Origin of the sequence: Paenibacillus sp. FSL R7-0189, assembly GCF_037969925.1 — a bacterium.
Lineage (GTDB): Bacteria > Bacillota > Bacilli > Paenibacillales > Paenibacillaceae > Paenibacillus_AQ > Paenibacillus_AQ odorifer.
The window spans coordinates 21660-46994 of sequence record NZ_CP150223.1; the positions used below are offsets into that span (position 1 = coordinate 21660).

Sequence of the window (25335 nt, forward strand, 5' to 3'; positions counted from 1 at the left end):
TCAGAGAGGTTTTCCCTAAAATTTAAAAACAGCACAATTAAAGCTCAGTTCCCCTACTTTCGCTATTGCGGCTCTGTTCCCCATACCAGCACTCCGTTCCGATAAAGGGTCACCTTGTTCCAATCCGCATAAGCGGTCTGAAGTGAATTAAACGAATAATCATTGGCCTCGTTAAAATTGCTCCAATCTGTCTTGTGTATCCGGGTCTGAATATCCCCGGAAGCACCTCCAGCTGCAAGCATGCCCGCACCTGCGTTGAATTGTACTTCCAAATAGTAATCTGCTCCCGTTCGAGGCGTGTCCAGCTTTACAAAGCTGCCTGCTACCTTGCTGTTGCCGATCTGGGCATAATCGCAGAAAAAGGATTGCGGCTTGTCTCCATCGATCGTATACCAGTAACGGATGCTCAGCTCGCTAAGATCGACTGCAGTTGTGCCGTTATTTTTAATATTAAAATAGGGCTTCGTCTGGTTGTCATTTGGGTTAGTATCCGCTGTCCGATACGCCACTGCAAGCCCGGTGACCGGTTCGACAGGCCCCGAGCCTTGCGGTGTAGCCATCGCTTGTACAGAATTGCTGCTCGTACCCGCACTATTGACAGCATTCACAACATAATAATAAGTCGTTCCGTTGCTAACGGCCGCATCGCTATAGCTCGTCCCGGTAGCCGTAGTCAGAGTGGTATAAGGGCCACCACTCGTAAGTGACCGTTTCACCGTATAGGAAGTTGCGCCCGCCGAGGTGCTCCAGCTAAGATTCACGAGCCCATTGCCTGCAGCTGCATTCAAGTTAGCAGGAGCAGCTGGAACTACGGGAGCTGCCACTGTCTCCAATACGGACCAGTAGGCCGGCTTAGATTGAAGGCGCTCATCAAATAATAAAGGCCAATTGTTGCGGGCTACCGGATAAGTGCGCAGCCAAGTATTACTGTCATCCTTCCCCCAGAGAGTGACATTCGTGACCGTATCCGTGTGCCTCATGAAGATCTCAAATAATGATTTGTATAAAGCCGCTTGGCGCTGCTTCAAATGATCAGGGAAGGTCTCATAGGCTTGAGAATTATCAGAATACACACTAATATCCAGCTCAGTAATATGAGTTTCCAGCCCTAAAGCCTTGAACTTGATAATCGAATTTTCGATTTCAGAGAGCGAAGGATAATACAAGCTGATGTGCGTTTGATGCCCTACTCCGTCAATAGGAACCCCTTTAGCCTGAAGTCGTACAATCAGATTGTATAGTGCTTGGCTTTTGGCTGGCTCATGCGTATTGTAGTCATTGATGAACAGTTTTGCGTTAGGATCAGCTTCATGAGCGAACTGGAACGCCTTCTCAATATACTCTTCACCCGCGATCTGGTACCACAGGCTGCGGCGCATGCCATCAGATTGCGAAGTGTCAATCACTTCGTTGACGACATCCCAAGCATAGATTTCACCTTTATAACGTTCCATAACGGTCTTAATATGACTCTTCATCCGCTCATATAACACCGTTTTGGAGACCAAATTACCACTGGCGTCACGGAACACCCAATCCGGTGTCTGCGAATGCCAGACCAGGGTATGTCCACGTACCTGCTGCCCATTTGCGGTAGCAAAAGCTACTGCCGTGTCAGCGTCAACGAAATTAAACACACCTTCCTGCGGCTCCGTGCTGTCCCATTTCAGAACATTTCCTGGCGTTACACTATCAAAATGCTTGGATAACAATTGCCGATCCGGAGCTGTCAGCAGCTCACTATTCGTAAAAGCCGAGCCGATCAGAAATTTGTTTGCAAACACATCCTTCAGCGAAGGAATCGCATCCTCGATGACAATTGGACCGAGATCCGGTAGCATTTCCAATCGAAAATCATCCAAATAAAAAGAAGTTGTCGCGCTACCCGGCACTTCAAAATAAATAGAAAGTTGATCTGCCGGCTCCAATAGCTTGTACTGCGCCTGAAGCTTCACCCAACCGTTCGCTGTCACTGCACCAAAGGTCAAATTATCATAATGAATGGTAGAAGGTAATGTCCGCTGCAATGACATATAGATATTCGCGTTAGATGATCCGGCAGGCAGCTTCACCCATCCAATAAACACATAAGTTTGTCCCACTTCCAGCTGGCTAGTCACATCCAGTGAAGGTCCATGCCACGTTTTTGTTCGGCCGCTTACCTCCAGGCCATATGTGCCGCTGCGTGCCGCATCTGTTTTGGCCGTAAGCACCTCAACTTCCCCACGTCCACTCCAGCCCTGAACAGTACCATCTTCAAAATCGCTTTGCTGAATAAGCGTGTTCTCCGCATGTGCGGGTGCAGCCCAATACACAGGTACAAGCAAACATAAAACCAAAACAAAATTAAGCGCTTTCAAAAAAGTTCCTTTTTTCATCGCTTCGATTCTCCCTTCTGAATTAGGTTCGAACCTTATTGCTTCGTTTCTTCCTGTCCCCGATACCGCTCGGGCCACACCACCTTCCTCATAAAAAAATCAGAGCCTATCCTCAGGAGGAACCAAGCTAGGCAGGTCATCCGTGAAGTATGGGCTCTATATCGCCATAATATCACATTTGTTTCCATTTATGGAACTAAAATTAATTATTTTCGATCTTATTTTACTTAAGCTGAACGGATCTGCGTTATCAGATCCATTTAACGCCGAAAAAACCCAAAAGACGACACCATTATGGTGTTGTCTCTTGGGTTACATAACATGCTGGCTGAATGTACGGGAGTTTTACCGTTCATTTCGCCACTTCCAGCTGAATCAGCGCATTGTACGGGAGTTATACCGTACATTTCGCCACTTTCAGCTGGATCATCACATTGTACGGGATTTCTACCGTTCATTTCGCCACTTCCAGCTGGATCAGCACATTATACGGGAGTTCTACCGTACATTTCGCCACTTTCAGCTGGATCAGCACTTTGTACGGGATTTCTACCGTACATTTCGCCACTTTCAGCTGGATCATCACATTGTACGGGATTTCTACCGTTCATTTCGCCACTTCCAGCTGGATCATCACATTGTACGGGATTTCTACCGTTCATTTCGCCACTTCCAGCTGGATCAGCACATTATACGGGAGTTCTACCGTACATTTCGCCACTTTCAGCTGGATCAGCACTTTGTACGGGATTTCTACCGTTCATTTCGCCACTTCCAGCTGGATCAGCACATTGTACGGGATTTCTACCGTTCATTTCGCCACTTCCAGCTGGATCAGCACATTGTACGGGAGTTATACCGTTCATTTCGGCATTCCTAGTATGTACAAGAAAATTATGCTAGTCAGCTATTGATTTTTCTTTCGTTACTATCATGATCAATAGTAAAAAAATCAAAACTAGTTGAATACCTAAATATATTATAGGGAAAAAATAGATAAGACTTATCTGATCAAAGTCAGGCTTCATATCAAAAAACCTTAAATCAACAACCCCTGAACCTCTAGACTCTTTTCCTTGTAATTCTTTTAAATAAAATAGAATTCTCGTGCTAGGAACAATACTAATAACTAACCAAGAAATGTTGTACCTAAGCTTTTGCGTCTTTAAAGCTATCTTGCAAGACACATTCAGAAGAATTATTGGCGCTGCATACATTATAAACATTTGTTTTACTACTTCTACTTCCAACTTCCCCGTTTTCATTCCCAAAAGGTAGATAATTATTAAATGTAAGAAAATAACAATGGTAACTTGTAGGATTGCTTTCATCCTTGTGCTTCTAGATTCAGCTTTCAATCTATCACCTCTCACAAGTTATATTCTAATTTCTATAATTTCACAACGAAAACATAGAAATGCTGAGATAAAACAACAAATTAAAGAAGGAGCCGTGTAGTGAACACGACTCCCTCTTCCTATAAACCGCATCAGTAGCGGCATATTTGCAAGGAGCTTAGCAATAAGCTGTCATCCTTGATTTATTTTTTCGCAATATGAACCTTCAGCTGCTTGCCCTTTACGGTGGTCTCTCTCATCGCTTGCAGCACCATTGCGCCTTTACCGTTCAAAATATCCACGTAGGTCACATTGTCCTGAATCGAGATAATCCCGATATCTTCGGCGGAAATACCTTCAAGCTTTGCTATTGTGCCGACAAAATCCACGGCTCTTAGCTTCTTTTTCTTGCCGCCGTTGAAGTATAGCTTCATAATCTCTTTGTTTAAGCTCTCGCTTTTGTCCTTTTTGCGGACAGGCTGCTTATTGATCTTCTGCTCGAACGCTTCCTTTGCGTAGGCAACTGCGTCGTCCGAAGGAGCTTTCATATGCGGAATGCTGAAGCCAATATAGCTTTCAATTTCAGTTACCCACTTCTGCTCATTCGGAGTGACAAAAGTGATCGCTTTACCCGTCTTGCCTGCACGCGCGGTTCTGCCTGTACGATGCACGTAGCTTTCTTTTTCCAGTGGAATATCGTAATTAATCACATGGGTGATATTCTCGATATCAATCCCTCTAGCCGCCACATCGGTAGCGATTAAATAGCGGAATTGCCCTCTTTTAAAAGCATTCATGACCTCAAAGCGCTCATCCTGCTCCATACCCCCATGGATCTTATCACAAGGATATTCCAGATCCGCCAGTCCTCTGAATACAGCATTCACCTGCTCCTGCGTACGGCAAAAAATAATACAGCTATCCGGATTCTCCACCGTTATGATATTGCTTAGCAAAGAGAATTTGGCAGCTTGTCTCACTTCAATCAACGCATGTTCAATCGTAGCCGTCGTAATTCCACTTGCCTGAATCTCGATATCCGTTGGATCGTTCATATATTTTCGGCACAAATTCTTAATGACTTCGGGTAAGGTAGCTGAGAATAACATGGTTACTCGTTCTTTGGGCAGCTGCTTGATGATCTTCTCGATCTGCTCAATAAAGCCCATGCTCAGCATTTCATCAGCTTCATCGATGATCAAATATTTGATTCGATTTAGCGGAAGTGTGCCTCTTTCAATATGGTCAAATACGCGTCCAGGCGTACCTACGACAACATGTGTTTTTTGCGTAAGCTCTATCTTTTGGGGGGCAAAGGGCTGCTTGCCGAAAAGAGCAACTGCCTTAATCCGTTTAAAACGTCCGATGTTCGTAATATCCTCTTTCACCTGCATCGCAAGCTCTCGAGTTGGCGTAAGAATCAAAGCCTGCGGCTTATTCTCCACCCAATCCACCAGATCGCAAAGCGGAATACCATAAGCTCCCGTCTTGCCACTGCCTGTTTGCGATTTCACAATCAGATCCTTTTGCTGCAAAGCCACAGGAATTACCTTGCTCTGTACCTCCGTAGGTGTCATAAATTTCAGAACATCCAGTGCTTTAATTATCTCTTCGTCTAACTCATAATCTCTAAATTGCAATTCACTCATCGTTCAACCTCTTCTATGCCGATTGTTCTGGTTAAAGCGGAAACTCCGCGATCCTTCCATCTTGTGCATACTTATCATTATAACAGTTATTGGCGTCCTTGATTCCATTCCTTATAGAACTGGTCCAGAAAATTCAACATGAAATCATGCCGTTCTTCCGCTAACTTGCGTCCATAAGCCGTATTCATTAAGAATTTTAGTTTCAACAGCTTCTCATAAAAATGATTCACAGCCGTCCCTTTGCTATAATCCCTGTATTCCTTCTGCAGCGACTCCTCGCGTGGAGCCACTTCTGGATCATAAGCCGGACGTCCCTTCGCGCCTGAGAAAATAAAGGTTCTGGCAATGCCAATCGCGCCAAGCGCATCTAGTCGATCTGCATCCTGCACCACTTGACCTTCCAGAGTCTGCATAGGTTCTCCTCCACCACCACTAAAGGACATCGTTTCAACGATCAGCATGATATGACGAATTTGCTCCTCCTCTGTAAGGTTTGCCGTAAGCCAAGTGTGGACTTTAAGCAGACCTGCTTCTTTTGACGGAGTAAGCTTCTCGTCTGCAACATCATGCAGCAAGGCTGCCATCGTACAGATAAACACATCCGCACGCTCGATCTCAGCAATTTCACATGCCGTGCTGCGGACCCGATGGGTGTGCCACCAGTCATGACCCGTAGTATCTTGTCCCAGTTGTTCTTTCACAAATTCTTCCGCCCGGGCTATTATTAAAGGTTGATTCATCGTCAACAAGCTCCCCTCGCCTATGAAATATCGAAGCCCTATTATAGCTGATTGCCTGTCCATTCGCCTACTAAAAATCTTCGTGATAACAAATTCTTACTTGCACGACTCCAAATGATCCGCTATAATCGGCAGTAATCAAAATGTCGAAGGGAATTGATTCTGATGAACACCATAACAATCATGCTGAATCAACTTCATTATTATCACAAACAGCGTTAGCAACCCTGAAATTCTCAGGGAGGCTAACGCTACTCGCGTTGGCCTCCCTGCGGCATAGATCACGCGCAGGACCATGAGGTCCTGCGCGTTTTTTTATTCTCTAAACTATGCCAATTCAAAGGAGCTACTAATGATGCAAAACATTAAAGGAACTTATGATTACTTCGGAAAAGAGCAGGCGCTCAGAAAGAACATTCAAAATACGCTGCAGGATTTGTTCGAACTCTATGATTTTGAATCCATGGACACCACATTATTAAATGAACTGGATTTATTAACCTCGAAATATGCAGGTGGGGATGAAATTCTCAAGGAGATGTACCAACTAACCGATCAAGGCAACCGCAAGCTGAGCTTACGATATGATCTGACCATCCCTTTTGCCAAAGTGATCGCTTTAAATCCTGGAATAGAGTTTCCCTTCAAGCGTTATGAGATCGGAAAAGTATTCCGTGATGGTCCCGTGAAACGTGGGCGCCTGCGTGAATTTCTGCAATGCGATGTTGATGTCGTTGGTATTTCAGGACCTGAGGCGGAAGCTGAATTGATGCAGCTGGCCACAGAAGCTTTTCGCAAGCTGGATATCCCGATCATCCTAAAATGGAACAACAGACGTTTTCTCGGTGAGATTCTGGAATCGATTGGTGTACCTGCTGAGGACCAGTTGTCCGTTATGCTAACCTTGGATAAATTAGAAAAAATCAACCTCAGCGGCGTGAAAAATGAATTGAGCAGCAAGGAAATAGATCCTACAACCATCGCTGCTATTCTAGAGCTTATTGAAATGGACAATCCAAGCTTTGAGCAGTTATGCGAAAAATATAGTCTTACCGGACAACCGGGAGCGATGGAGGTTCTTGTCCTGCAAAAGCTGCTCCAAGACATTCAGCTGCAACAGACTTGTCGTTTCGATCCTTTTTTATCCCGCGGGCTTTCTTTCTACACTGGAACCGTCTACGAGATCTTTGATGCATCCGGTTCCTTTACCTCAAGCTTGGGGGGTGGAGGCAGATATGACGCTATCATCGGACAGCTAGTGGGCAGAGAGGATATTCAATATCCTACGGTTGGCTTATCTTTTGGTATGGAGTCTATCATGGCGCTCCTTGCAGAACGTCCTATCCAAGAGCACAAGACAGCAGAGGTTATGGTCATTCCGATTGGCGAGACGCTCCCACAGGCTTTAATTGCAGCCGCCGAGCTCCGTGCCTGTTCTATCCGAACCACTCTGGTATCCGGTAAAAGAAAACTTAAAAAGCAACTCGCCACAGCCTCATCCAAAAAAATTCGTTACGTTATTCTGATCGGCGAGAGTGAATCCAGTGTGGATAAGGTGCGGCTGAAGGATATGAAGGAACAAACAGAGGTTATAGTTCCATTAGATGAAGCCATCTACCTTATTACTGGCTAAACTACTGCCTGATATTCTTTTTGAAAGATTCGCATAAAAAAAAAAGACCCCGCCGGCGACCGGCGGGGTAAAGTCTATATATAAGGGAGGTTATACATGTACTATAACCCTGCAAGCTTAATATTTTATGAAAAAGAGATAAGGATTCCCTTAATTCTTTTCAAACCCTTAGATCTTAAACTTATCTACTAACCCCTGAAGCTCTTTGGCACTTTGAGTATTTTCATCGGCCATAGTAACCTCCAGGAATGTTTTTTCCACGATATCCGCCGTTTTCACCGCGATATCCTGAATCCCTATAGCTCCTTCGTTTACTGTAGCAGCTACCTCATTAACGGCAATATTAATACTCGATATGGCCATACTCAAATGATCGGCTGCGCTCTCGAATTGTTTTAACAGCGTATTTACAGTAGCAGCATCACTGTTGTATTGCTGACTTACCTCAGTTAATCGTTCATAATCTGCTAGGACATTCTGATCAATAAAAGAAAGTAATGCCTCAGAATTCTCCTTCATGGATTCAACAGAGGAATATACACCTGTTACCACACCTTGAATTCCAGCCGCAATCTTAGACGACTTCTCAGCCAACTTCCGAATCTCACCAGCTACAACCGCGAAACCTTTGCCTGCCTCACCCGCTCTTGCCGCTTCTATAGCTGCATTCAGGGCCAACAGATTGGTCTGACTGGCAATGGATAGAATCGTATCCGTCAGTACATTAATCTCTGCAATCGCGCTCGACTGCTCAATCGCTTTTTCCATATCGATTCGCACGGATTCATAAATTTGTTTAGCATTCGTCGTAGATTCTGTTGCCTCATCTTGGAGAGTCAGCGCCCGCTCACTAATTTGTCTAGAAACGGCAGCGCCTTCCTTCACATTATTGGTGATCCCGGATACATTGTTATCAATTTCAGTAATTGCTGCTGTCATTTCCTCTGTGGAGGCTGCGGTCTCTTCCATACCTGCCGATAGCTGCTGCGTAGTCGCTGAATTATCGTGGGCATTTTCACGCACATCTATAGACAGCTTCTCCAACGTTTCTGCATTTTCAAGCACTTTGGACGAGATCGTAATTAAGCTTCCAGCCATCTCACGAAGTGTAGCCCGGGTGCGGAACATCGCTTTGGCGATCGTCCCTGTTTCATCTTTGTTTTTAGTCAAATACTCATACTCTGAGTCATGCGTCAAATTCAATTCTGCCGTTTTATTAATCATGTCCGTTAGTTTAACAATCGGAGAAGAGATTTTTTTAGCAAAATAAAGAGCAATCAGCAAGGCAATAATCAAACTTCCCACACCAAGAAATAAGTTGAAATTTCTCATATCAGTGACAGGTTTCACGATTTCATCGAGGTCTGCGGTTAATACAAGCAACCAGTGCGTCTCAGGTAAAACTGTATAGGTTGATTTTTTTTCCACATCTTTATATGTATTATTGAGCAGGCCATCCGCTACCTTCTCACCAGATTTCACACGCTCCATAACAGCTGCGATCTGCGTATTCTCAATAGGCTGACCAATTTGTGTTTTATCCGGATAATATAATTTATTGCCGTTCTCATCCAGTAAGTAAGCGTAAGAGCTCGTCGTGTTTACCACTTTGGTATCCGCCAAATACTTGATCATACTATCTGCGGAAACAGCTGAAGCAATAAATCCAATCATCTTTCCATTACTCTTTACGGGCTGTACAAAAGCCACTACATAAGCTCCTGTAGATTTTGATTTCAGCGTTTCACTGATCACAGGCTCAGCCGTCTCCATTACTCTTTTCGTATAATCTCTTTCACTAAAATCTGTCCCTATAAGCTTAGTATCACTGTCAGCCACACTAATACCTTTCATATCACTGACAAGAATGTGCTCAAGGTTCCCTGCTTCCTCCACAATGCTTTGAAGACTGGCGTTCACCTCATTCTGAAGCTTATCACCTTTGCTAACTCCACCATTCCCAGCTTGCAGCAGTAGATCAACAATTTCCGAGCGGCTCGCAATAAGCTCTGTGCTTCTCTGCTCTTTTGCTATCATGGCTGATATGGTCTGAGCTTTGTTCGTATTGACCTGCTTCATAGAATTCTCAGTAAGATTCACAATCGCCTGAGTTGATTTCAAATACGTAAATATCCCCATTACAGAAATACATAAAAGGGTCACACCTATCATAACAAGTGATAACTTTAGGCGAATCTTCATATTCTTTTCATCCTTCCGACTCCTTGTTCATTTGCGAACAATGAAATTGTAAATAATACAATTACTATCGGGTGGCAAAGTTGAATAGTGAATATAAATCGCGCAAAAATAAGAAATATATCATAAAATGTCGAAAATTTTCATGTAAATGAATAAAATATCACAGCTTTTAGGTCATATATCCTTCACAAACCGGCTAACAAGACCTATCATCTGTCCTAGAAGAAGCAGAGGGTTCTATCTGAGAGGCAGTATTCACTTGCATTAATGCACCCTCACTTAACAGTCGTTTAGTTCTACTACGTAAAAATAGACCAGACATCGCAGCGAGTATTTGTTGGAACAACATCCCCGAAATTACTGGAAGCGCGACAGCAGGAGGAAAATATTTCACTGCTAATACAGCTCCCGCACTTAAATTCCGCATACCCGAATTAAACTGCACCGCCACGGAATCTTCATAACTAAAGCGGAAACGGCGTGACACCAAAGCTCCGATTACATAGCCAAGCACAACGGTTATGAAGGTCACTCCAATTATGATCGCTAATTTGCCATCCGGATGTTTCAGATAACGGGCAATGCTGGCCCCATTAATAGAAACAACTACAAATAATCCGACTTTAACAAATGGAGCAAGCGGCGGTCCACATACCGTATTGACTTTCCCTTTTGTCCATTGATTCAGCAGCATCCCAACTACAGAAGGAATGACTACCATCCATAGCAGCCCTTTCATCATATCACCTAGCTGAATTTCCACACTCGCTCCCATCAGCAAATATAAGGTACCCGGGACAACAATTGGCGACAAGAGCGTATCAATCAGAATAAGGGCTAATGTCAATGCAATATTTCCTCCGTACATCGACACCCATACCACACTTACAACACCTGTAGGAATCGCGAACAGCAATACATAACCAGTCACTGTATATGGATCTCCCGGAAAAAAAGCCATGGCTGCAAGCCAGCCGATCAGCGGCATTACAATATGTAAAATTACCATTAGAATAATCAGCTTCTGGGGTTTCAGAAGTACCCCTAGCAGGTCCTTTAGGTTGGACTTCAAGCTACCGATCAGCGTCATTACAGCGAAAATCCAGGGCACGAGACCTGTGAACGGCAGCAGTCTGCTTTCGTTAAGTACGCCGACCACGATGGCCGTGGGTGTTAATAACGGCATAATCTTTTCTAGAACAACATTAGATTTAATGAGTCCATTTCTTATATTAGCAAACACTTGGCAGTACACCTTATGTATGAGGCTCATACATCCCTTATCTGTGTTTTTTATAAGTCTACCATAAAAAAATAGGAACCAATTCTTAAATTGGTCCCTCGAAGTAATCTATATAGAGTGTTAAACTTCTATGCCTTGTGGAAACAAGGCATCCAGCGCTGGGCAGGGTTGCTTATCCAAAAACTGTGCCAATGGCGCTGGCATATTATTGTATAAATCTTTTAGTGAAGTTCCTTGATAAATGTTGCCGATAATCACCGGATGGCAAAGCTCTGAAATCAAAATGTCGCCATTTCCATGCAAATGAAGCTGCTTCTTCCCCTCTATACAGTGAGGAAAATACACACCCGGCTGCTCTTCGAACCCAAGGGCGTCCATAAAGCGGTCCATGCAGGTGAAATACAGAATCGTATCTTCTTTCTTCCGTGCGATCAGCTCACTCACTGCATTCTTTAATTGTTCCCGCGCAGCAATCGACTTCCACCCTGTATGATCCATGATAATACTGTTCTGAATTTCATGTGTGCGCACGCCCATTGCGTAGACATGATCGCTGATCTCCTTCATATTATCCTGGGTTTCACTGAACAGCAGCGTCTCCAGCACAGTATCTACACTTGTTGCGGCGAACAGGGTAATATTTTCTCTTATTTTCTCATAAATGCTTGGATGAATATTATAATATTTTGAGAAAGCTTCCGCAGTAGTAAAATTGAAGGAAATATGTATGGTCGTTAATCCTGCGGAAACCAATTGGCCAATTCGTTCAGCATTTAAAAGACTGCCGTTGGAATTCAGTTGTGTCTGAATCCCTCTGGATGCGCAGTAGGTTACAATCTCCACACAGTCATCGAACTTCAGCGTCACTTCTCCACCTGATAAACGTACTCTTTTAAGGCCTGGAAGTTCGTCCAGAATGCGGATGACCTCTTTGGCTTTGATGCTTTGTCCATCATTTCTATTATATGCACAGCAATAATCGCAGCGGAAATTACAGTTCGAAGTTACCCCTATTTCTAACCCTTCCAGCTCATAAGTAAGCGGTTTGTCGAGCTCTAATGCTTTATATCTCATACTCTAAAGTCCTCCTGAAAAATAATGAATTTAGTTCAAAAGTTCAACCTTAGAGATTATATAGGTTTATAGCTTAGGTTAATGTGAGTTTTATAACATTCGAGTGTACGGTTTGATTAACGAATACTGATCTGCCGCTGCTTATTTCCAGATTTCTATGATCTCACTTGATAAACGAGTCCATTGAACAACACTCAAATTTTCACCATAATCGTAGTCGGAAGCGCATGCGTAATCACTTTCAGATACGCATAGTAACCTGTAACGGACTCCAGTGCACCTATTGACCGAAAAAACGCCCAATATGAGCCTTTTGCAATGAATAGCGTCAGCGGAGTCCGAAATCATGTTTTGATAGCTGATAACATACAAATAACGTCATCCGAGTCCGGAAGCCTCGTGGAGTGATGGATAAACCGATACGCATTCAGGCATATATGTTACAGGTTATCTTCAAACTGGTGAAACCTATAAAACCTGGGGTTATGGGCTTTACTACCATTGCGTCCATCGAGAATGGAACCGTAATCGAGTAGCAGGGTTTGTTTTAAAGTCCACCGGCACTTTTTATAGGGATATAAAGATCAACTTTTGCTTTACCTTCAGGGTCTGTATATGGATCATTCATACAAAATTCGAGCGCATACCGATCATCCGGTTCATAATCACTATTAGGTAGCCATTGACCGTACACACTTTGATAGGCAATAGCCAATTTGTCGATCGTATCATAAAACGGATATAAGGCATAAAGACCACCAGATAAAGTTTTGAACTCTACGCTCGAATCACCCTCTTTAACAAACTCTTCTGGAATGGTTATGCAGGCATCATATCTACAAGAGTATTCGTCAGTCACGCTGGGATCATCTAAAGAAATACCAATGAAGTATTCTGTTGACGGTAAATCATTTTTCTCAACCCACTTGCTGAGTGTTCCCCATGCCTTATACGTTTCAAGATAGCTGCCAACATGCCTTACGTATGCCACTTGATAACTTGGAAGTTCTTTTACCTCAATGTTCATTTCCCATACTCTCCTTAAAAAATTATTTATGTTGATACTCACATCATAATTTTTAGAAGGAGACAATTCTTCCTGATTATTGCTGGACATTAACTGATAATTGCTATGTTTTTGCATTGACCTTCTCATCTCGCTTGGGGTTGTTTTAAACAGTTTCCTAAAGGATGAATTAAAACTTGAGATGGAACTAAAACCGCATAGAATTGAGATATCTAGCATGGTTTTATTGGTTGTTTCAAGATAGGTAACCGCGTGATATAGACGTCTTTCCGTCAGATAGGTCATTGGTGTTTTATTTGTAATTGCAGAAAAAACTCTAGAAAAATGATACTTAGAAAAATTAGAAACTTCAGCTAGCGTTTCTAGATTTATCTCTTGATCTAAGTTGTCCTCGATAAAATGAAGAACCGTCTGAATACGCACCCTGTAATCATTGTTCACTAGACCTACCTCAATCCCGTGATGATAAAATGATTTTTCCTTATTTATTTTCTTCGCCCTATATACAACAGATGAGAGGAAATCCCCAAAATGGATGGATCCTTTGCTGCGTTAATGAGAAATTCAAAGAGCTCCTCATGCTCACCCCGGTCTGTCCAGTATTGTTTCTGCTCATTTGTCAGTAATGCTCCGAGGCTAGAAGAACCAATTAAATCAATGGTTCGAAATCCATTCTCCTCCATGAAAGGTTTTATATCCTCAATATTGAAGTAATAAGCTCCCGTAAACCTACCTTCATCTTTATGATTAAAAATCCCGCTATCATAAAACTCTTGTATTGAATCCATGTTGTCATTAGGCTTCCAATGTTGTGGGAACTGTAAGGATGTAAGAGTCATTCTCATCCGACTTTGAAAGGCTACAAATACGATGCCATTCTTCTTTGTCACACGAAACAATTCCTTAACTGCTAAAATCCGATCCTCTTCTTCTTGCAAATGATATAAAGGGCCTAACATCAGAGAAGCATCAAAGCTTTCGTCAGATATTCCCTCTAAACTAGTTGCATTCAGCACATGAAAACCTTTAAATTGCTCAGTTAATCCTAATTCATTAACCTTCTGCTGAGCTATTTCAACTAACTTAGGGGTAAGATCCGATAACGTTACGTTATAGCCCAGCTTCGCCAGCTCCATGGCATACTTACCGGGCCCAGCACCATTATCCAGTATAGATTGTGCGGTAGTTAAATAATGTTTTATATAATGCAGATTAATGATGAACTCCAGCGGCTCCCTATCCAATCTTCCCCACTCATCAAATTGGGAGTAATAATCAATAATATTGCCCATTACCAAAACACCCACCTTCAATTGTATTTTTTCTGTAGAGAACAGAAAAAACCTATCGCCTCCAAAGAGGCGATAGGTTTAACCTTCGCGGTACCACTCTTTTTGATCGTTGCTTATTGCTTATAATAAACAACGAATCTTAGAACCCGATTACGGAGGGTTAGCCGTTAAGATCTACTGAGGTTCGATCTTACCGCTCATGGGTGAGTTGGGGAACCTACTCCGCTGTCTTGCACCAACCGGCAGCTCTCTGGGCAGTAGTTATTCCTTAATACTCCCAATCATTACGTTTATTCCGTATTGTATTTTGACCTAGTATATATTTAGAAATTATTCCCTGTCAATACAAATTCCACTTACAGCTCTACTGACTTCCCCATTTCGTTCCAGACAGGCTGTCCGATCAGACCTAAACGCCAGATCGCAATTCCTTTAAGACCATAACGTTTAGCAAGTCCTACCTTCGAATTCACTGAAGATTCGTTTTCGCTATACACAGAGATCCCGAGGATCAGCTTATCCTTACTCACTTGCTGAAGCGCAAGCCGGATGCCTTCATCAACTAAACTCATCGGCTCTGGAACTTTTTTCTCTTGTAAATAATCGTACGCCATAATGACCAAATCATCTGCAAGTGTTCCTAAAGTTTTGTAATCATATCCTTTATAAGAACTATTTAATGGATGAAGAATAACGGTAAGTTTAAGTCCTGCTGCATGTGCTTTTTGTGATAGGTTTTTCACAAAAGCATTGTAATCTGCTTGCACCTTCGCCTTATCACCTGTTAGACCTAGGCCCTCCAGATCCAGGGTAATGCCTTGGAATCCTTTTTGCGTTGCAAGATCTACGATTCCAGTAATCGTCTGTTCTTGAAGCTGCTTATCTTCCAGGTTCTTAGTTAACTCTGATGCGGTATCTCCAGAGAAGACCATCAGATAAGGAGCTGTTCCACCTGCCGCTGCATTCGTGACAATCGATTCTGGCGTTACGTCACCAGCCGCCTGAGGCCATTTGAAATCAGTCCCCGTTGTGGTGAATTGCCCGCTTTTATCAATCCCACTCCAACCAAAGGCCACAGCATCAAAATTAGGAAGTAAGGAAATCTCACTATAAGAACTCAGAGCATAGAAACCAAGAGTGTACAGTTCAGTCTTCGGTGAAGTAATAGATACGGTCTTCGTGGCTTGATTCCAAGCTACACCCGCACCAAACTGCTGGCCGAAAAAGCTAAGGGGAATCATCGTTGTATCCCGGATCGTCTGCGGAGCAACTCCTAACTTCACAACCGCGCCGTTAACACCTGCATTTTTGCTGCCAAGGGTCAGGGTTACCACTTTGGTCCCTGCAGTATCTGTTTTGGTAGCCGTAATTTTCTTCTGCGCCTGATTCCACTCGACATTAATTCCCAAAGCTTCAGATATAGCTCGGAATGGCACCATCGTTGTTCCGCTCATCACAACAGGTTCTACTGGAAAGGGTAGTGGATAACCATCCAGCACAATACTAACTCCACCAGCTGTGGCTGCCTGTGTGGTATTGTGGATTAAAGCCGTGGTGCCTCCTAGCGAAATAGCCAAACATAATACTAATTTACCGATTCGCTTGTTCATGAATGATAAGTCTCCCTCTTCTATGATATGAAGTCTAATCTTGTAAACTCTTATATGTCCTCTACCATTTTACCAAAGATTATCCAATTGTAAAATTAATAGATTGTCATCTATGAGCTTCGAAATTATTTTTCATATTAGAAGAGGTCGGCAAAATTACATAAACACGCTCAAAAAGGTTCCCACTGCTCGTTCAACATCTACATCCACTGCAACTTGTATGGGTTTACCTACTTTTGGCTGAGCCCGCAAGTCCGCTACGACCATTCCCGATGTGAACTCACCTTTGTGCTCCACACGAACATTCATCTCTTTGTAGGTTACTAGATCTGGTTGCAGCGCAACCATAAGTGCGAGTGGATCATGCAGCGGTGCGCTGTTGATCAAAAAGTTCGCTTCACGATAGAAATTAAAATAATGAGTAAGCGATTGTTCCATGAACGAAATGATCGCTTTATTTTCTTCACGTCCAAAACGGTTTAATAAATCGATATGCTCTTGGGTAATCCGCGTCTTAAGCGTAACGTCTAGACCCACCATCATAACAGGAAGCCCAGATGTAAATACATGATCAGCAGCTTCCGGATCCCCAGCAATATTCGCTTCCGCAACCGGTGTTCTATTGCCGGGATTGAAGATCGTACCGCCCATCACCACTACTTTTTTCAAAGTATTCTTAATACCAGGGTCCATGTCAAGCGCCATAGAAAGGTTAGTTAGATGTGCCAGTGTGACTAATACAATCTCTCCGGGATTCTCATTAGCCATCCGAACAATAAACTCAGATGCAGTTTCGCTAATGGGACGCTGGCTGGATGGAGCAATTTCCACATTACCAATACCGTTCTCACCATGCACATGAGTGGCGTAGCCTGAGTGCTCACGAACAAGTGCCTTGGATGCTCCTATCGCTACAGGAATCTCATAACCGGGCTTAGCAAGCTCAATTAGCCGCAGTGAATTGTCCGCCGCCTTTTCGACATCAATATTCCCAAAAACGGTTGTAATCCCTTCTACAATTACGTTTGGAGCGCGTAAGGCATATAGAATCGCCAGTGCATCGTCAATACCTGTATCTGCATCAATAATAATTCGTGTTTTGCTCATTTATGTTCTCTCCCATTATGTTTTTTCATAAAAACTATCATATCACGGCCAACGAGGGTCGCTCAATTTTTATTCAATTCCTGTTCTTTAAAGGCTTCAATAAACCGCTTGGGATCACACTCTATCAAATAAGCATACACACCCTTACTCGTGTGCAGATAGAACATGCCGCCCATATCCCCCATTGAACGATAAGACATATCGAAAATATCTTTTAGCGGGAATTCCCGATGACGAGTTACAATTCTATCTTGATATAGATACATTAGCCGATTGGAAGCAACACTTCGTTGTTCTCCATCCCTAATTTCTCGTTGTATCTTATAATACGGAAGCTGGGCTACCCATTTCATTTGCAGTCCTCCTGCTTGTCGTAATGGACTCCATTTTATTATTCTTTTTACCCTATTGCAAAATAAAGAAGCTTAACGACCCCATTAGCGGAATCATCAAGCTTCAGTAAATCACCGTTTATTTCTTTGTATAAGCTGCGGCTGCCTTGCAAAAGCGTTCCAATGCCTCAACTAACGTAGATCTCGGACAAGCCAGATTGATCCGCAGATGGCCTTTGCCCTCTGTTCCAAAAACAGAACCTTCATTAAACGCAACTTTAGCCTCTTTGTGCATCAGCTGCTTCAGACCGTCTATTTCCAAGTTCAGTTCGCGGCAATCTACCCATAACAGGTAGGTTCCTTGCGGCTGCATCACATGAACCTGTGGTAAATGCTCCGACAAATAGCTAATAGTATAATCCACATTATCTGATACATATTGTAACAGCTCATCCAGCCATTCTTCTCCGTCGTTGTAAGCGGCTTGTACTGCTCCTTGCGCGAAGAAACTAGCCATATGTAAGCTCAAGGCTTTCATTTTTTGATCAAATTTACGTTTCAATTCCGGATTCGAGGACACGATAAAAGAGGATTGAAGCCCCGGAAGATTGAAGGTTTTGGTCGCGGCAAGTGTGGTTAACGTAATATTGGCAATTTCCTCAGACAAAGATGCAAAAGGAATATGCTCATACCCTGGAAGCGCCAAATCACAATGGATCTCATCAGAGATAACTGTCACTCCGTGGCGCAAGCACAGTTCACCGAGCTTCAACAGTTCTTCTCTTTCCCATACTCTACCGCCTGGATTATGCGGACTGCATAACAGCAGCAGCTTAGCTCCACCCAACATCAGCCCTTCCAACTGCTCATAATCCATCTCAAAGCGCCCATTACGGACGATAAGCGGATTCTTGGCAACCTTCCGGTCATTCATCTGGATGACATCATAGAAGGGATAATAAACTGGCGATTGTAAAATAACCTCGTCCCCAGGCTCAGTAAACAGTTCAACAGAGAGGCTTAAGGAAGTTACAATTCCGGGAGAATCTGAAATCCACTCCGGTTTGATCTGCCAATCATGCCGTCTTTTAAACCATGACGTGATGGCTTCTTTATAAGTATCACTAGGTACACTGTAACCGTAAACTCCTTGTTCTGCGCGGCGCAGAATGGCTTCCTTCACTGCGGGAGGACTTTCAAAATCCATGTCTGCCACCCAAAGCGGCATAATATCCTTCTCACCAAACAACTTCTCGGATTGATCCCATTTGTAAGAGCTAGTATTACGGCGGTCAATTACGCGATCGAAATCATACTTCAACTAAAGTCACCTCATCCTTATAAACTTATCTTTTATTGTATCATGAGGAAAGCGATATGGCATCTTAAGATAGAATCAAAAGAATTCACATAAATAGATGATTAATTTCAAGTCGTTAGACGATAGAAAAACAATAGAATGTTAATAGTAAATACTCTGAATAAAGAGGAGGACCTTCGTTCGTCCTCCTCTTTACAATAATCATAAGTAAAATCACCAATATTAAGGTGACCAACTTATCTATACGAAATACACCTTATTACGCTAATTGTGTAATAACGAGATGTGCTGAAACAGATCTTGTTCCTCCAGCGAGAGGAGTAATAGTAAGTGCAGTAGAGTTACCAGCAGGATTCCGAACGGTCAGGATGGTGTTAATAACCGTTGTTTGCACTATAGCCATTTCTACGATTTGTGATGTACCTGTTGCGCGTCCAACTACAGTATAGGCGAGATCCGCGCCATTAAGAGTCAAGATGAGTTGTCCTGCTTCGGTTACACTAACCTGAAACAACACCTGATAAGTCCCTATTGCTGCTAAATTAAAAGAACTAGGACCCGTTCGTGCAATTGTCGTCCCGCTGGTAGGTCCGTTTTGAGGAAAACTTACGTCTGTGCCCGGTGCTACAGTTGCTGCATTATCAGGAGGCATTAGGGCAAAAAAATCAGCAAAACCTAATACACCTCCTGGTGCTCCGGTTGCCCCCGTTGCTCCTGCTGCTCCAGGTGCTCCCGCAGCTCCTGCTGCTCCCGGTGCTCCGGTTGCTCCCGCGGTTCCTGCTGCCCCCGGTGCTCCAGCTGCTCCCGGCGCTCCGGTTGCTCCCGGTGCTCCTGCTGCTCCCGGTGCTCCGGCCGCTCCCGGTGCTCCGGTTGCTCCAGCTACTCCTGGTGCTCCTGGCGCTCCTGGTGCTCCTGTTGCTCCTGTTGCTCCCGGTGCTCCCGGTGCTCCTACAAAACCTTGTGGTCCTATAGCTCCTGCAGGACCAGGTAAACCTTGCGATCCCTGAGGACCTACAACTCCTTGGGCACCCGGCACGCCTTGGGCACCCTGAGGACCAACGGGTCCCGCTACACCCTGTGGACCAATCGCTCCCGCTGGCCCTGGTTCACCTTGAGGTCCTTGGGGTCCTGGAGGTCCGCCGGCGGGTCCTGGAGGTCCTTCAGCTCCTTGGAGTCCTCGTGCTCCTTGAGCTCCGGGAACGCCTTGGGCCCCTTGTATTCCTTGGAGTCCTTGTGCTCCTTGCGGCCCTTGCGGTCCTGTAGCACCAACGACTGTCGGTGTAGTAACATTCACTTCTGGTGGAGGACAAGTGACTTTTACAATCTTCTTAATAACTTTTCGACGATGTTCTTTTCTTTTTCTTTTCGAAGGAAATACAGTGGCGACTTTTTTCTTATGACACTTTTTATCGTCTGGACAACTCAATGCGTACACCTCCCTATAAATATAGTTCAGTGTACGCATCTTACTAATTTTAGACATGGACCAATAACTAGTTTCTATTAGACTGGAACCTATTTTCATAAAAAAGGGCTAATAAAGTAGGAGGTGGCCCTTAAGTACATTACAATGTCCACACCATTTTTATTTACTTTTCGTATTTTATGATTAGGACAACTGACACTTCCCTATTAGGCCCAAATCATAGATTTGGGTTTTTTTATGAGCACATAAAAAAACAACCCCCAAACCACGGGAGCTGCTAATCATCAACTATTATATTTTATCAACAGGCTTACGAATGGTGTTGCCTACCTTCGTGAGAATATCCGCCATTGATGCCGAGTCATTTACGTCATAATCATCAATGTTCAGACGAAGCACTGGGCAAGCTGTAAACTCATTGATCCATTTCGAATATCTGCCATGCATATGCTCCCAGTAGGATACGTCCGTTTGAATTTCCATCTCGCGGCCGCGTTCATTAATTCGCGCTAAAATAGAAGGAAGACTGCCTTCAATATAAATCAGCACATCAGGGTGCGGGAAATAGGGTGTCATGACCATGGCTTCATACAAGCTTGTATAGGTTTCATAGTCTGTCTTGGACATCGTGCCTTGATCCGCATGCATTTTAGCAAAAATACCAGTGTCCTCATAAATCGAGCGATCTTGAACAAAACCACCGCCCATTTCGAACATTTTCTTCTGTTCTTTAAAACGTTCGGCTAGGAAATAAATCTGTAGATGAAAACTCCATCTCTCAAAATCATGATAGAACTTTTCAAGATAAGGATTATGATCAACTTGCTCCAGCGAGGTTTGAAAATCTAACCTTTTAGCCAAAGCACCTGTTAAAGTGGATTTCCCCACCCCCACGGTTCCTGCCACGGTAATTATGGCGTTAGCTGGGATGTTATATGGATTCATTTCATTAGCTCCTTTATGTGAGAGGCAATTTCGACGAAGTGTTCTGGGTTCTCCACGAAATCGACTGCATTTCCATCTATGGTAATAATAACGGTAGACGGCTCTTGAATCGCTAGAGAGCCCATCGCATCATCATAATCTTCTATCAATTGCTGCAAATACGCAGTATCCATATCCCCTTCAAAAGGGCGTCCGCGTTTGGCGATTCTTTTTAACAAGGTATCGAGATCTGCTTTTATATAGAGAATAATATTTGGCTTCGGCAGGTCATCCGTCAGCACATGATAGATTTGTCGATACTTTTCTCGTTTCGTTCCCTTCAGCGTTCGTTCCCCAAAGATAAGGTTCTTATAAATATGATAATCCGAGATCACCGGTTTACCTTTATCTATGTACTGAGTTACTGTATCTTCAAGCTGCTTGTACCGATTACAGAGAAAAAACATCTCCAGTTGAAAGCTCCAGTCATCCATGTTCTGATAAAATTTAGCCAGAAACGGATTCTCATCCACAATCTCCTTAATAATCGGTAAGTTTAATTCCTCTGCAAGCATCGAAGCTAATGTTGTTTTTCCAGCCCCGATCGGGCCTTCCACTGCAATAAACGGTGCATGTTCCATTGATGCTGACTTCCTCCTCAGATACGGACCCTTCAATAACTAATTTTAAAAAACAGACTAAATTATTGTATCACATGAGACCTTACTTGTGAGCGGCTAATTATGAAGAAACTTTTCCAGTAATACAAGTGTCCAACTGTAAGATAAACGCATATATAAGAGAGTTATTCCTCTGAAAAATCGGTTCGACATCTATCTTCTCCCCACGAGGATGAATCGGACCGAGGAGACTCTATTTCCGAAAAATCGGCTGTTTCAGCATACAATCGGACTCAGTTGCAGCTATTCTACCAAATGCGCCCTAATAATAGTCACTATCCGACCAATAAGAGCTATACAGTCCATAACCTTAGCTAAATGAGCTAATAAACAACAATAGTTGCCATACGGTCCTTTAGGATCACTCCTCTTTTCCTAGATGTCATCGCGCATTCAAAGGACTGGAACCACAGCAAAAAAGGTGTCCCTGAAGGGACACCTTTTTAGATCATTCTATTAAGATAAACGTCCGCTGAAATCTTCGAAAGCGAACTGTTTGATTACTTTAATTCCCTCTTCGTCATTGTAGCTGACGATAGCTGGCAGATTCACGCCGTTAAACATATGGTTCTTCACCATAGAATAATGCGCCATATCTAGGAATACGAGTCTATCGCCGTATTTCAAAGGCTCCTTGAAGGAATAATCTCCAATAACATCTCCGGCTAGGCAAGTCATTCCACCTAATCTGTACGTATAAGGATATTCCCCAGGTTGTCCAGCATCGATAATGTTCGGACGGTATGGCATAGCCAGTACATCTGGCATGTGGCATTCAGCCGAAGTATCGAGAATCGCAATGTCCATTCCGTTATGCATAACATCCAGAACGGTAGCTACCAAATATCCAGTATTAAGCGCAACGGCCTCACCTGGCTCCAGATAGATTTCCACACCGTAAGTCTCTTTCATATGCAGAATGCAGCGGACAAGGGTCTCCAGATCATAATCGGGACGTGTAATATGATGACCGCCACCAAAATTAAGCCATTTCATCCCTTTGAGATAAGGTCCGAACTTCTCTTCGACTACCTTGAGCGTACGCTCCAGTGTGTCTGAATTTTGTTCGCACATGGTATGGAAATGTAATCCATCAATTCCCTCAAGCTCTTCAGGTCTAAAGTTAGGGAGAGTTACTCCCATTCTGGAATAATTGTAGCATGGATCATACAGCGGAACTTCGATCTCGGAATACTCCGGATTCACCCGAATGCCGCAGCTGATATGCTTCGGTGCATTTTTCACACGATCCTTGAATCGATTCCACTGGTCAAAAGAATTGAACACAATGTGATCCGAGTATTCAAGAAGCTCATCGAATTCACTTTCCACATAAGCTGGTGCGTAGACATGAACCTCTTTGCCCATTTTTTCATAGCCAAGTCTGGCTTCGAATAAGGAGCTGGAAGTTACGCCATGCAAGTACTTGCCAACTAGCGGATACAAGGAGTGCATTGAGAAGCCTTTTTGCGCGAGCAAAATCTTAGCTCCTGTACGTTCTTGTACAGAATTCATAATCTCAAGATTGCGGGTAAGCAATCTTTCATCTACAAGGTAACATGGTGACGGGACAACGCTGATATCAATATCCATCAATCGCGCCTTAGTCTAGCAGCGTTGGCGAGAAATCTTCTTGCCAAGGCAGACCATGTTTATTCAAAGCTTCCATGAATGGATCTGGATCGAACTCTTCTACGTTGTACACGCCTGGTTTCTTCCAGATTCCTTTTATAATTAACATTGCCCCGATCATTGCAGGAACGCCTGTAGTATAGGAAATGGCTTGGGAGCCAACCTCTGCATAACATTCTTCATGATCGCAAACGTTGTATACATAATAAGTTTTTGGCTTACCGTCTTTAGTACCTTGGATGATACATCCAATGTTAGTTTTACCTTTTGTTCTTGGTCCCAGGGAAGCCGGGTCAGGCAGCATTGCCTTCAAGAATTGCAAAGGAACGATCTCTTTGCCTTCGTACATGATAGGCTCGATAGAAGTCATACCCACATTCTCAAGCACTTTCAAGTGAGTCAGGTAGTTCTGCGAGAAAGTCATCCAGAAACGGATCTTCTTCACGCCCTTGATATTAACAGCCAAGGATTCCAACTCTTCATGGTACAAAAGATAAATATCTTTAGGTCCGATTTCCGGAAGATCGTAAACTTTCTTCTCAGAAAGTGGTGCGGTTTCAATCCACTCGCCATTCTCGAAATAACGGCCATTCGCTGTAATTTCACGAATATTGATTTCAGGATTAAAGTTTGTAGCGAATGGATATCCATGATCGCCAGCGTTGGCGTCTACAATATCAATGGTATGGATCTCGTCAAAATAGTGTTTTTGCGCGTAAGCCGTGAACACGCCAGTTACACCTGGGTCAAATCCACTGCCGAGCAAAGCGGTAAGGCCAGCTTTCTCAAATCTTTCTTTGTAAGCCCACTGCCAGGAATATTCGAATTTCGCTGTATCTTGTGGTTCATAATTGGCAGTATCCACATAGTGCACTCCTGTTGCCAGGCACGCATCCATGATCGTCAGGTCCTGATATGGGAGAGCGACATTAATAACGACATCCGGCTCAAAGCTCTTGATCAGTTCAATGACTTCGTCCGTGTTATCTGCATCGAGCTGAGCAGTAGAAATCTTCGTGCGGCCTCCGGCTAATTTATCTTTCAGAGCGTCACATTTCGCGACAGTTCTGCTGGCAATGCAGATCTCTTCAAATACATCCGGGTTCTGGCAGCATTTATGAACAACAACACTTGCTACGCCGCCAGCGCCAATAATTAACGCTTTTCCCAAAATAAAAACCTCCTAAAATTCCATTTGCAAAATCAACAAGGCTGATTATACATAATATTTTTGAATAAATCAATAAAAACCGACAAAAAATGATGTGTTTTGTGTAAAATCTCTAATAAATCTTGTTAATACTCTTAAATGCTCATATTTCCTCGATTATCCACGTGTATAGATCAGGTGTTTTGCTGGAACAGAGTGGATTTTCAGAAACTAGAGCAACTAGATTATTCTATCACAAGAGGGTTATACTTCATACGATTTATTTTAAAATCAATGAAAAACCTCACCATCCTTTCAACTCCGCGTAAAGACGTACAGTTCCCACCCATTCCGATCAACAGCACTGCAACAAATACAAAGAGGCCGTAATATATACTCTTACCCGTTTTTGTCGCAATATTAATCGTTGTTGCTATGCCCATCCGTTTCGTGACCAGAATTGAACGATCATTGGGATAATTATAAGTTGTCCCATTTTTCCAATATTCATCATCATCCGTATAAAGAATCCTCGAAAAGATTCCCGCACACATTCTTCAAAATCGCATACGCTTTGT

General features: G+C 43.3%; 20 protein-coding genes and 1 other annotated feature. Of the genes, 2 read left to right on the top strand and 18 right to left on the bottom strand.

The features are described 5' to 3' along the window. Window positions 1–62 precede the first annotated feature (62 nt). Window positions 63–2378, bottom strand: coding sequence for an endo-1,4-beta-xylanase (locus MKY63_RS00120; protein ID WP_339811027.1), 2316 nt, complete (start codon window positions 2376–2378; stop codon window positions 63–65). Window positions 2379–2761: 383 nt separating this feature from the next. Here MKY63_RS00120 and MKY63_RS00125 point away from each other — a divergent pair, with 383 nt between their 5' ends. Beyond that, window positions 2762–3292, top strand: a complete 531-nt coding sequence (locus tag MKY63_RS00125) for a hypothetical protein (RefSeq protein WP_339811030.1) — start codon at window positions 2762–2764, stop codon at window positions 3290–3292. Here MKY63_RS00125 and MKY63_RS00130 read toward each other — a convergent pair. The 3 genes from MKY63_RS00130 to MKY63_RS00140 form a co-directional block, all read right to left on the bottom strand. Continuing rightward, window positions 3278–3736 (bottom strand): hypothetical protein, encoded by a 459-nt coding sequence (locus tag MKY63_RS00130; RefSeq protein WP_036679346.1) that lies wholly within the window; start codon window positions 3734–3736, stop codon window positions 3278–3280. The genes MKY63_RS00125 and MKY63_RS00130 overlap by 15 nt on opposite strands. A 182-nt stretch (window positions 3737–3918) precedes the next feature. After that, window positions 3919–5364 (bottom strand): DEAD/DEAH box helicase, encoded by a 1446-nt coding sequence (locus tag MKY63_RS00135; protein ID WP_076275022.1) that lies wholly within the window; start codon window positions 5362–5364, stop codon window positions 3919–3921. A gap of 86 nt (window positions 5365–5450) precedes the next feature. Next, complete coding sequence (locus MKY63_RS00140; protein WP_076275023.1) at window positions 5451–6104, bottom strand: HD domain-containing protein; 654 nt, start codon at window positions 6102–6104, stop codon at window positions 5451–5453. 352 nt (window positions 6105–6456) lie between these two features. On the opposite strand from MKY63_RS00140, the gene MKY63_RS00145 reads away from it, so the two are divergent. Continuing rightward, complete coding sequence (locus MKY63_RS00145; protein ID WP_339811033.1) at window positions 6457–7737, top strand: histidine--tRNA ligase; 1281 nt, start codon at window positions 6457–6459, stop codon at window positions 7735–7737. Window positions 7738–7905: 168 nt separating this feature from the next. On the opposite strand, the gene MKY63_RS00150 is transcribed toward MKY63_RS00145, so the two are convergent. The 14 genes from MKY63_RS00150 to MKY63_RS00215 all read right to left on the bottom strand — a co-directional run bounded on the left by MKY63_RS00150 (window position 7906) and on the right by MKY63_RS00215 (window position 24778). Beyond that, complete coding sequence (locus MKY63_RS00150) at window positions 7906–9939, bottom strand: methyl-accepting chemotaxis protein (protein ID WP_076098473.1); 2034 nt, start codon at window positions 9937–9939, stop codon at window positions 7906–7908. A 196-nt stretch (window positions 9940–10135) separates the two neighbouring features. Then, window positions 10136–11182 carry a bile acid:sodium symporter family protein gene (locus tag MKY63_RS00155; protein WP_254924524.1) on the bottom strand — a complete coding sequence of 349 codons (1047 nt, stop codon included), beginning with the start codon at window positions 11180–11182 and terminating at the stop codon, window positions 10136–10138. Between the two features lie 120 nt (window positions 11183–11302). Continuing rightward, entirely contained in the window at window positions 11303–12256 is a 954-nt protein-coding gene (locus MKY63_RS00160; RefSeq protein WP_038569765.1) for a radical SAM protein, read from the bottom strand. Between the two features lie 547 nt (window positions 12257–12803). After that, a complete protein-coding gene (locus MKY63_RS00165; protein WP_076275025.1) occupies window positions 12804–13724 on the bottom strand; it encodes an AraC family transcriptional regulator in 921 nt (306 codons plus the stop codon). A gap of 44 nt (window positions 13725–13768) precedes the next feature. Further along, complete coding sequence (locus MKY63_RS00170) at window positions 13769–14575, bottom strand: class I SAM-dependent methyltransferase (protein ID WP_076098475.1); 807 nt, start codon at window positions 14573–14575, stop codon at window positions 13769–13771. Window positions 14576–14637: 62 nt separating this feature from the next. Next, window positions 14638–14869 (bottom strand) — a binding site (T-box leader). 62 nt (window positions 14870–14931) lie between these two features. Further along, on the bottom strand, window positions 14932–16185 hold the full coding sequence (locus MKY63_RS00175) for a stalk domain-containing protein (protein ID WP_076272902.1): 1254 nt from the start codon (window positions 16183–16185) through the stop codon (window positions 14932–14934). A 156-nt stretch (window positions 16186–16341) separates the two neighbouring features. After that, window positions 16342–17292, bottom strand: coding sequence for a nucleoside hydrolase (locus tag MKY63_RS00180; protein ID WP_076140902.1), 951 nt, complete (start codon window positions 17290–17292; stop codon window positions 16342–16344). A 62-nt stretch (window positions 17293–17354) separates the two neighbouring features. After that, a complete protein-coding gene (locus MKY63_RS00185; protein WP_076140901.1) occupies window positions 17355–17645 on the bottom strand; it encodes a hypothetical protein in 291 nt (96 codons plus the stop codon). A gap of 118 nt (window positions 17646–17763) precedes the next feature. Further along, window positions 17764–18945: a MalY/PatB family protein gene (locus MKY63_RS00190; RefSeq protein WP_036679326.1), complete on the bottom strand. Its 1182-nt coding sequence runs from the start codon at window positions 18943–18945 to the stop codon at window positions 17764–17766. A gap of 259 nt (window positions 18946–19204) precedes the next feature. After that, complete coding sequence (locus MKY63_RS00195; protein WP_339811040.1) at window positions 19205–20380, bottom strand: collagen-like protein; 1176 nt, start codon at window positions 20378–20380, stop codon at window positions 19205–19207. A 282-nt stretch (window positions 20381–20662) separates the two neighbouring features. Then, the gene (locus MKY63_RS00200; protein ID WP_036679320.1) at window positions 20663–21316 is read right to left on the bottom strand and encodes a deoxynucleoside kinase; all 654 of its coding nucleotides are present in this window, start codon (window positions 21314–21316) and stop codon (window positions 20663–20665) included. Next, window positions 21313–21936: a deoxynucleoside kinase gene (locus MKY63_RS00205; protein WP_036679318.1), complete on the bottom strand. Its 624-nt coding sequence runs from the start codon at window positions 21934–21936 to the stop codon at window positions 21313–21315. The genes MKY63_RS00200 and MKY63_RS00205 overlap by 4 nt, the downstream gene beginning before the upstream one ends. Before the next feature lie 495 nt (window positions 21937–22431). Next, complete coding sequence (nspC, locus tag MKY63_RS00210; protein WP_036679316.1) at window positions 22432–23568, bottom strand: carboxynorspermidine decarboxylase; 1137 nt, start codon at window positions 23566–23568, stop codon at window positions 22432–22434. Between the two features lie 10 nt (window positions 23569–23578). Beyond that, window positions 23579–24778, bottom strand: coding sequence for a saccharopine dehydrogenase family protein (locus tag MKY63_RS00215; RefSeq protein WP_036679313.1), 1200 nt, complete (start codon window positions 24776–24778; stop codon window positions 23579–23581). Window positions 24779–25335: the final 557 nt, after the last annotated feature.

What these genes read in the sequence shown, in the direction of transcription:
- MKY63_RS00120 (WP_339811027.1), bottom strand. Translation starts at nt 2,378, where the DNA reads ATGAAAAAAGGAACTTTTTTGAAAGCGCTTAATTTTGTTTTGGTTTTA.
- MKY63_RS00135 (WP_076275022.1), bottom strand. Translation starts at nt 5,364, where the DNA reads ATGAGTGAATTGCAATTTAGAGATTATGAGTTAGACGAAGAGATAATT.
- MKY63_RS00140 (WP_076275023.1), bottom strand. Translation starts at nt 6,104, where the DNA reads ATGAATCAACCTTTAATAATAGCCCGGGCGGAAGAATTTGTGAAAGAA.
- MKY63_RS00145 (WP_339811033.1), top strand. Translation starts at nt 6,457, where the DNA reads ATGATGCAAAACATTAAAGGAACTTATGATTACTTCGGAAAAGAGCAG.
- MKY63_RS00150 (WP_076098473.1), bottom strand. Translation starts at nt 9,939, where the DNA reads ATGAAGATTCGCCTAAAGTTATCACTTGTTATGATAGGTGTGACCCTT.
- MKY63_RS00160 (WP_038569765.1), bottom strand. Translation starts at nt 12,256, where the DNA reads ATGAGATATAAAGCATTAGAGCTCGACAAACCGCTTACTTATGAGCTG.
- MKY63_RS00170 (WP_076098475.1), bottom strand. Translation starts at nt 14,575, where the DNA reads ATGGGCAATATTATTGATTATTACTCCCAATTTGATGAGTGGGGAAGA.
- MKY63_RS00175 (WP_076272902.1), bottom strand. Translation starts at nt 16,185, where the DNA reads ATGAACAAGCGAATCGGTAAATTAGTATTATGTTTGGCTATTTCGCTA.
- MKY63_RS00180 (WP_076140902.1), bottom strand. Translation starts at nt 17,292, where the DNA reads ATGAGCAAAACACGAATTATTATTGATGCAGATACAGGTATTGACGAT.
- MKY63_RS00185 (WP_076140901.1), bottom strand. Translation starts at nt 17,645, where the DNA reads ATGAAATGGGTAGCCCAGCTTCCGTATTATAAGATACAACGAGAAATT.
- MKY63_RS00200 (WP_036679320.1), bottom strand. Translation starts at nt 21,316, where the DNA reads ATGAATCCATATAACATCCCAGCTAACGCCATAATTACCGTGGCAGGA.
- MKY63_RS00205 (WP_036679318.1), bottom strand. Translation starts at nt 21,936, where the DNA reads ATGGAACATGCACCGTTTATTGCAGTGGAAGGCCCGATCGGGGCTGGA.
- nspC (WP_036679316.1), bottom strand. Translation starts at nt 23,568, where the DNA reads ATGGATATTGATATCAGCGTTGTCCCGTCACCATGTTACCTTGTAGAT.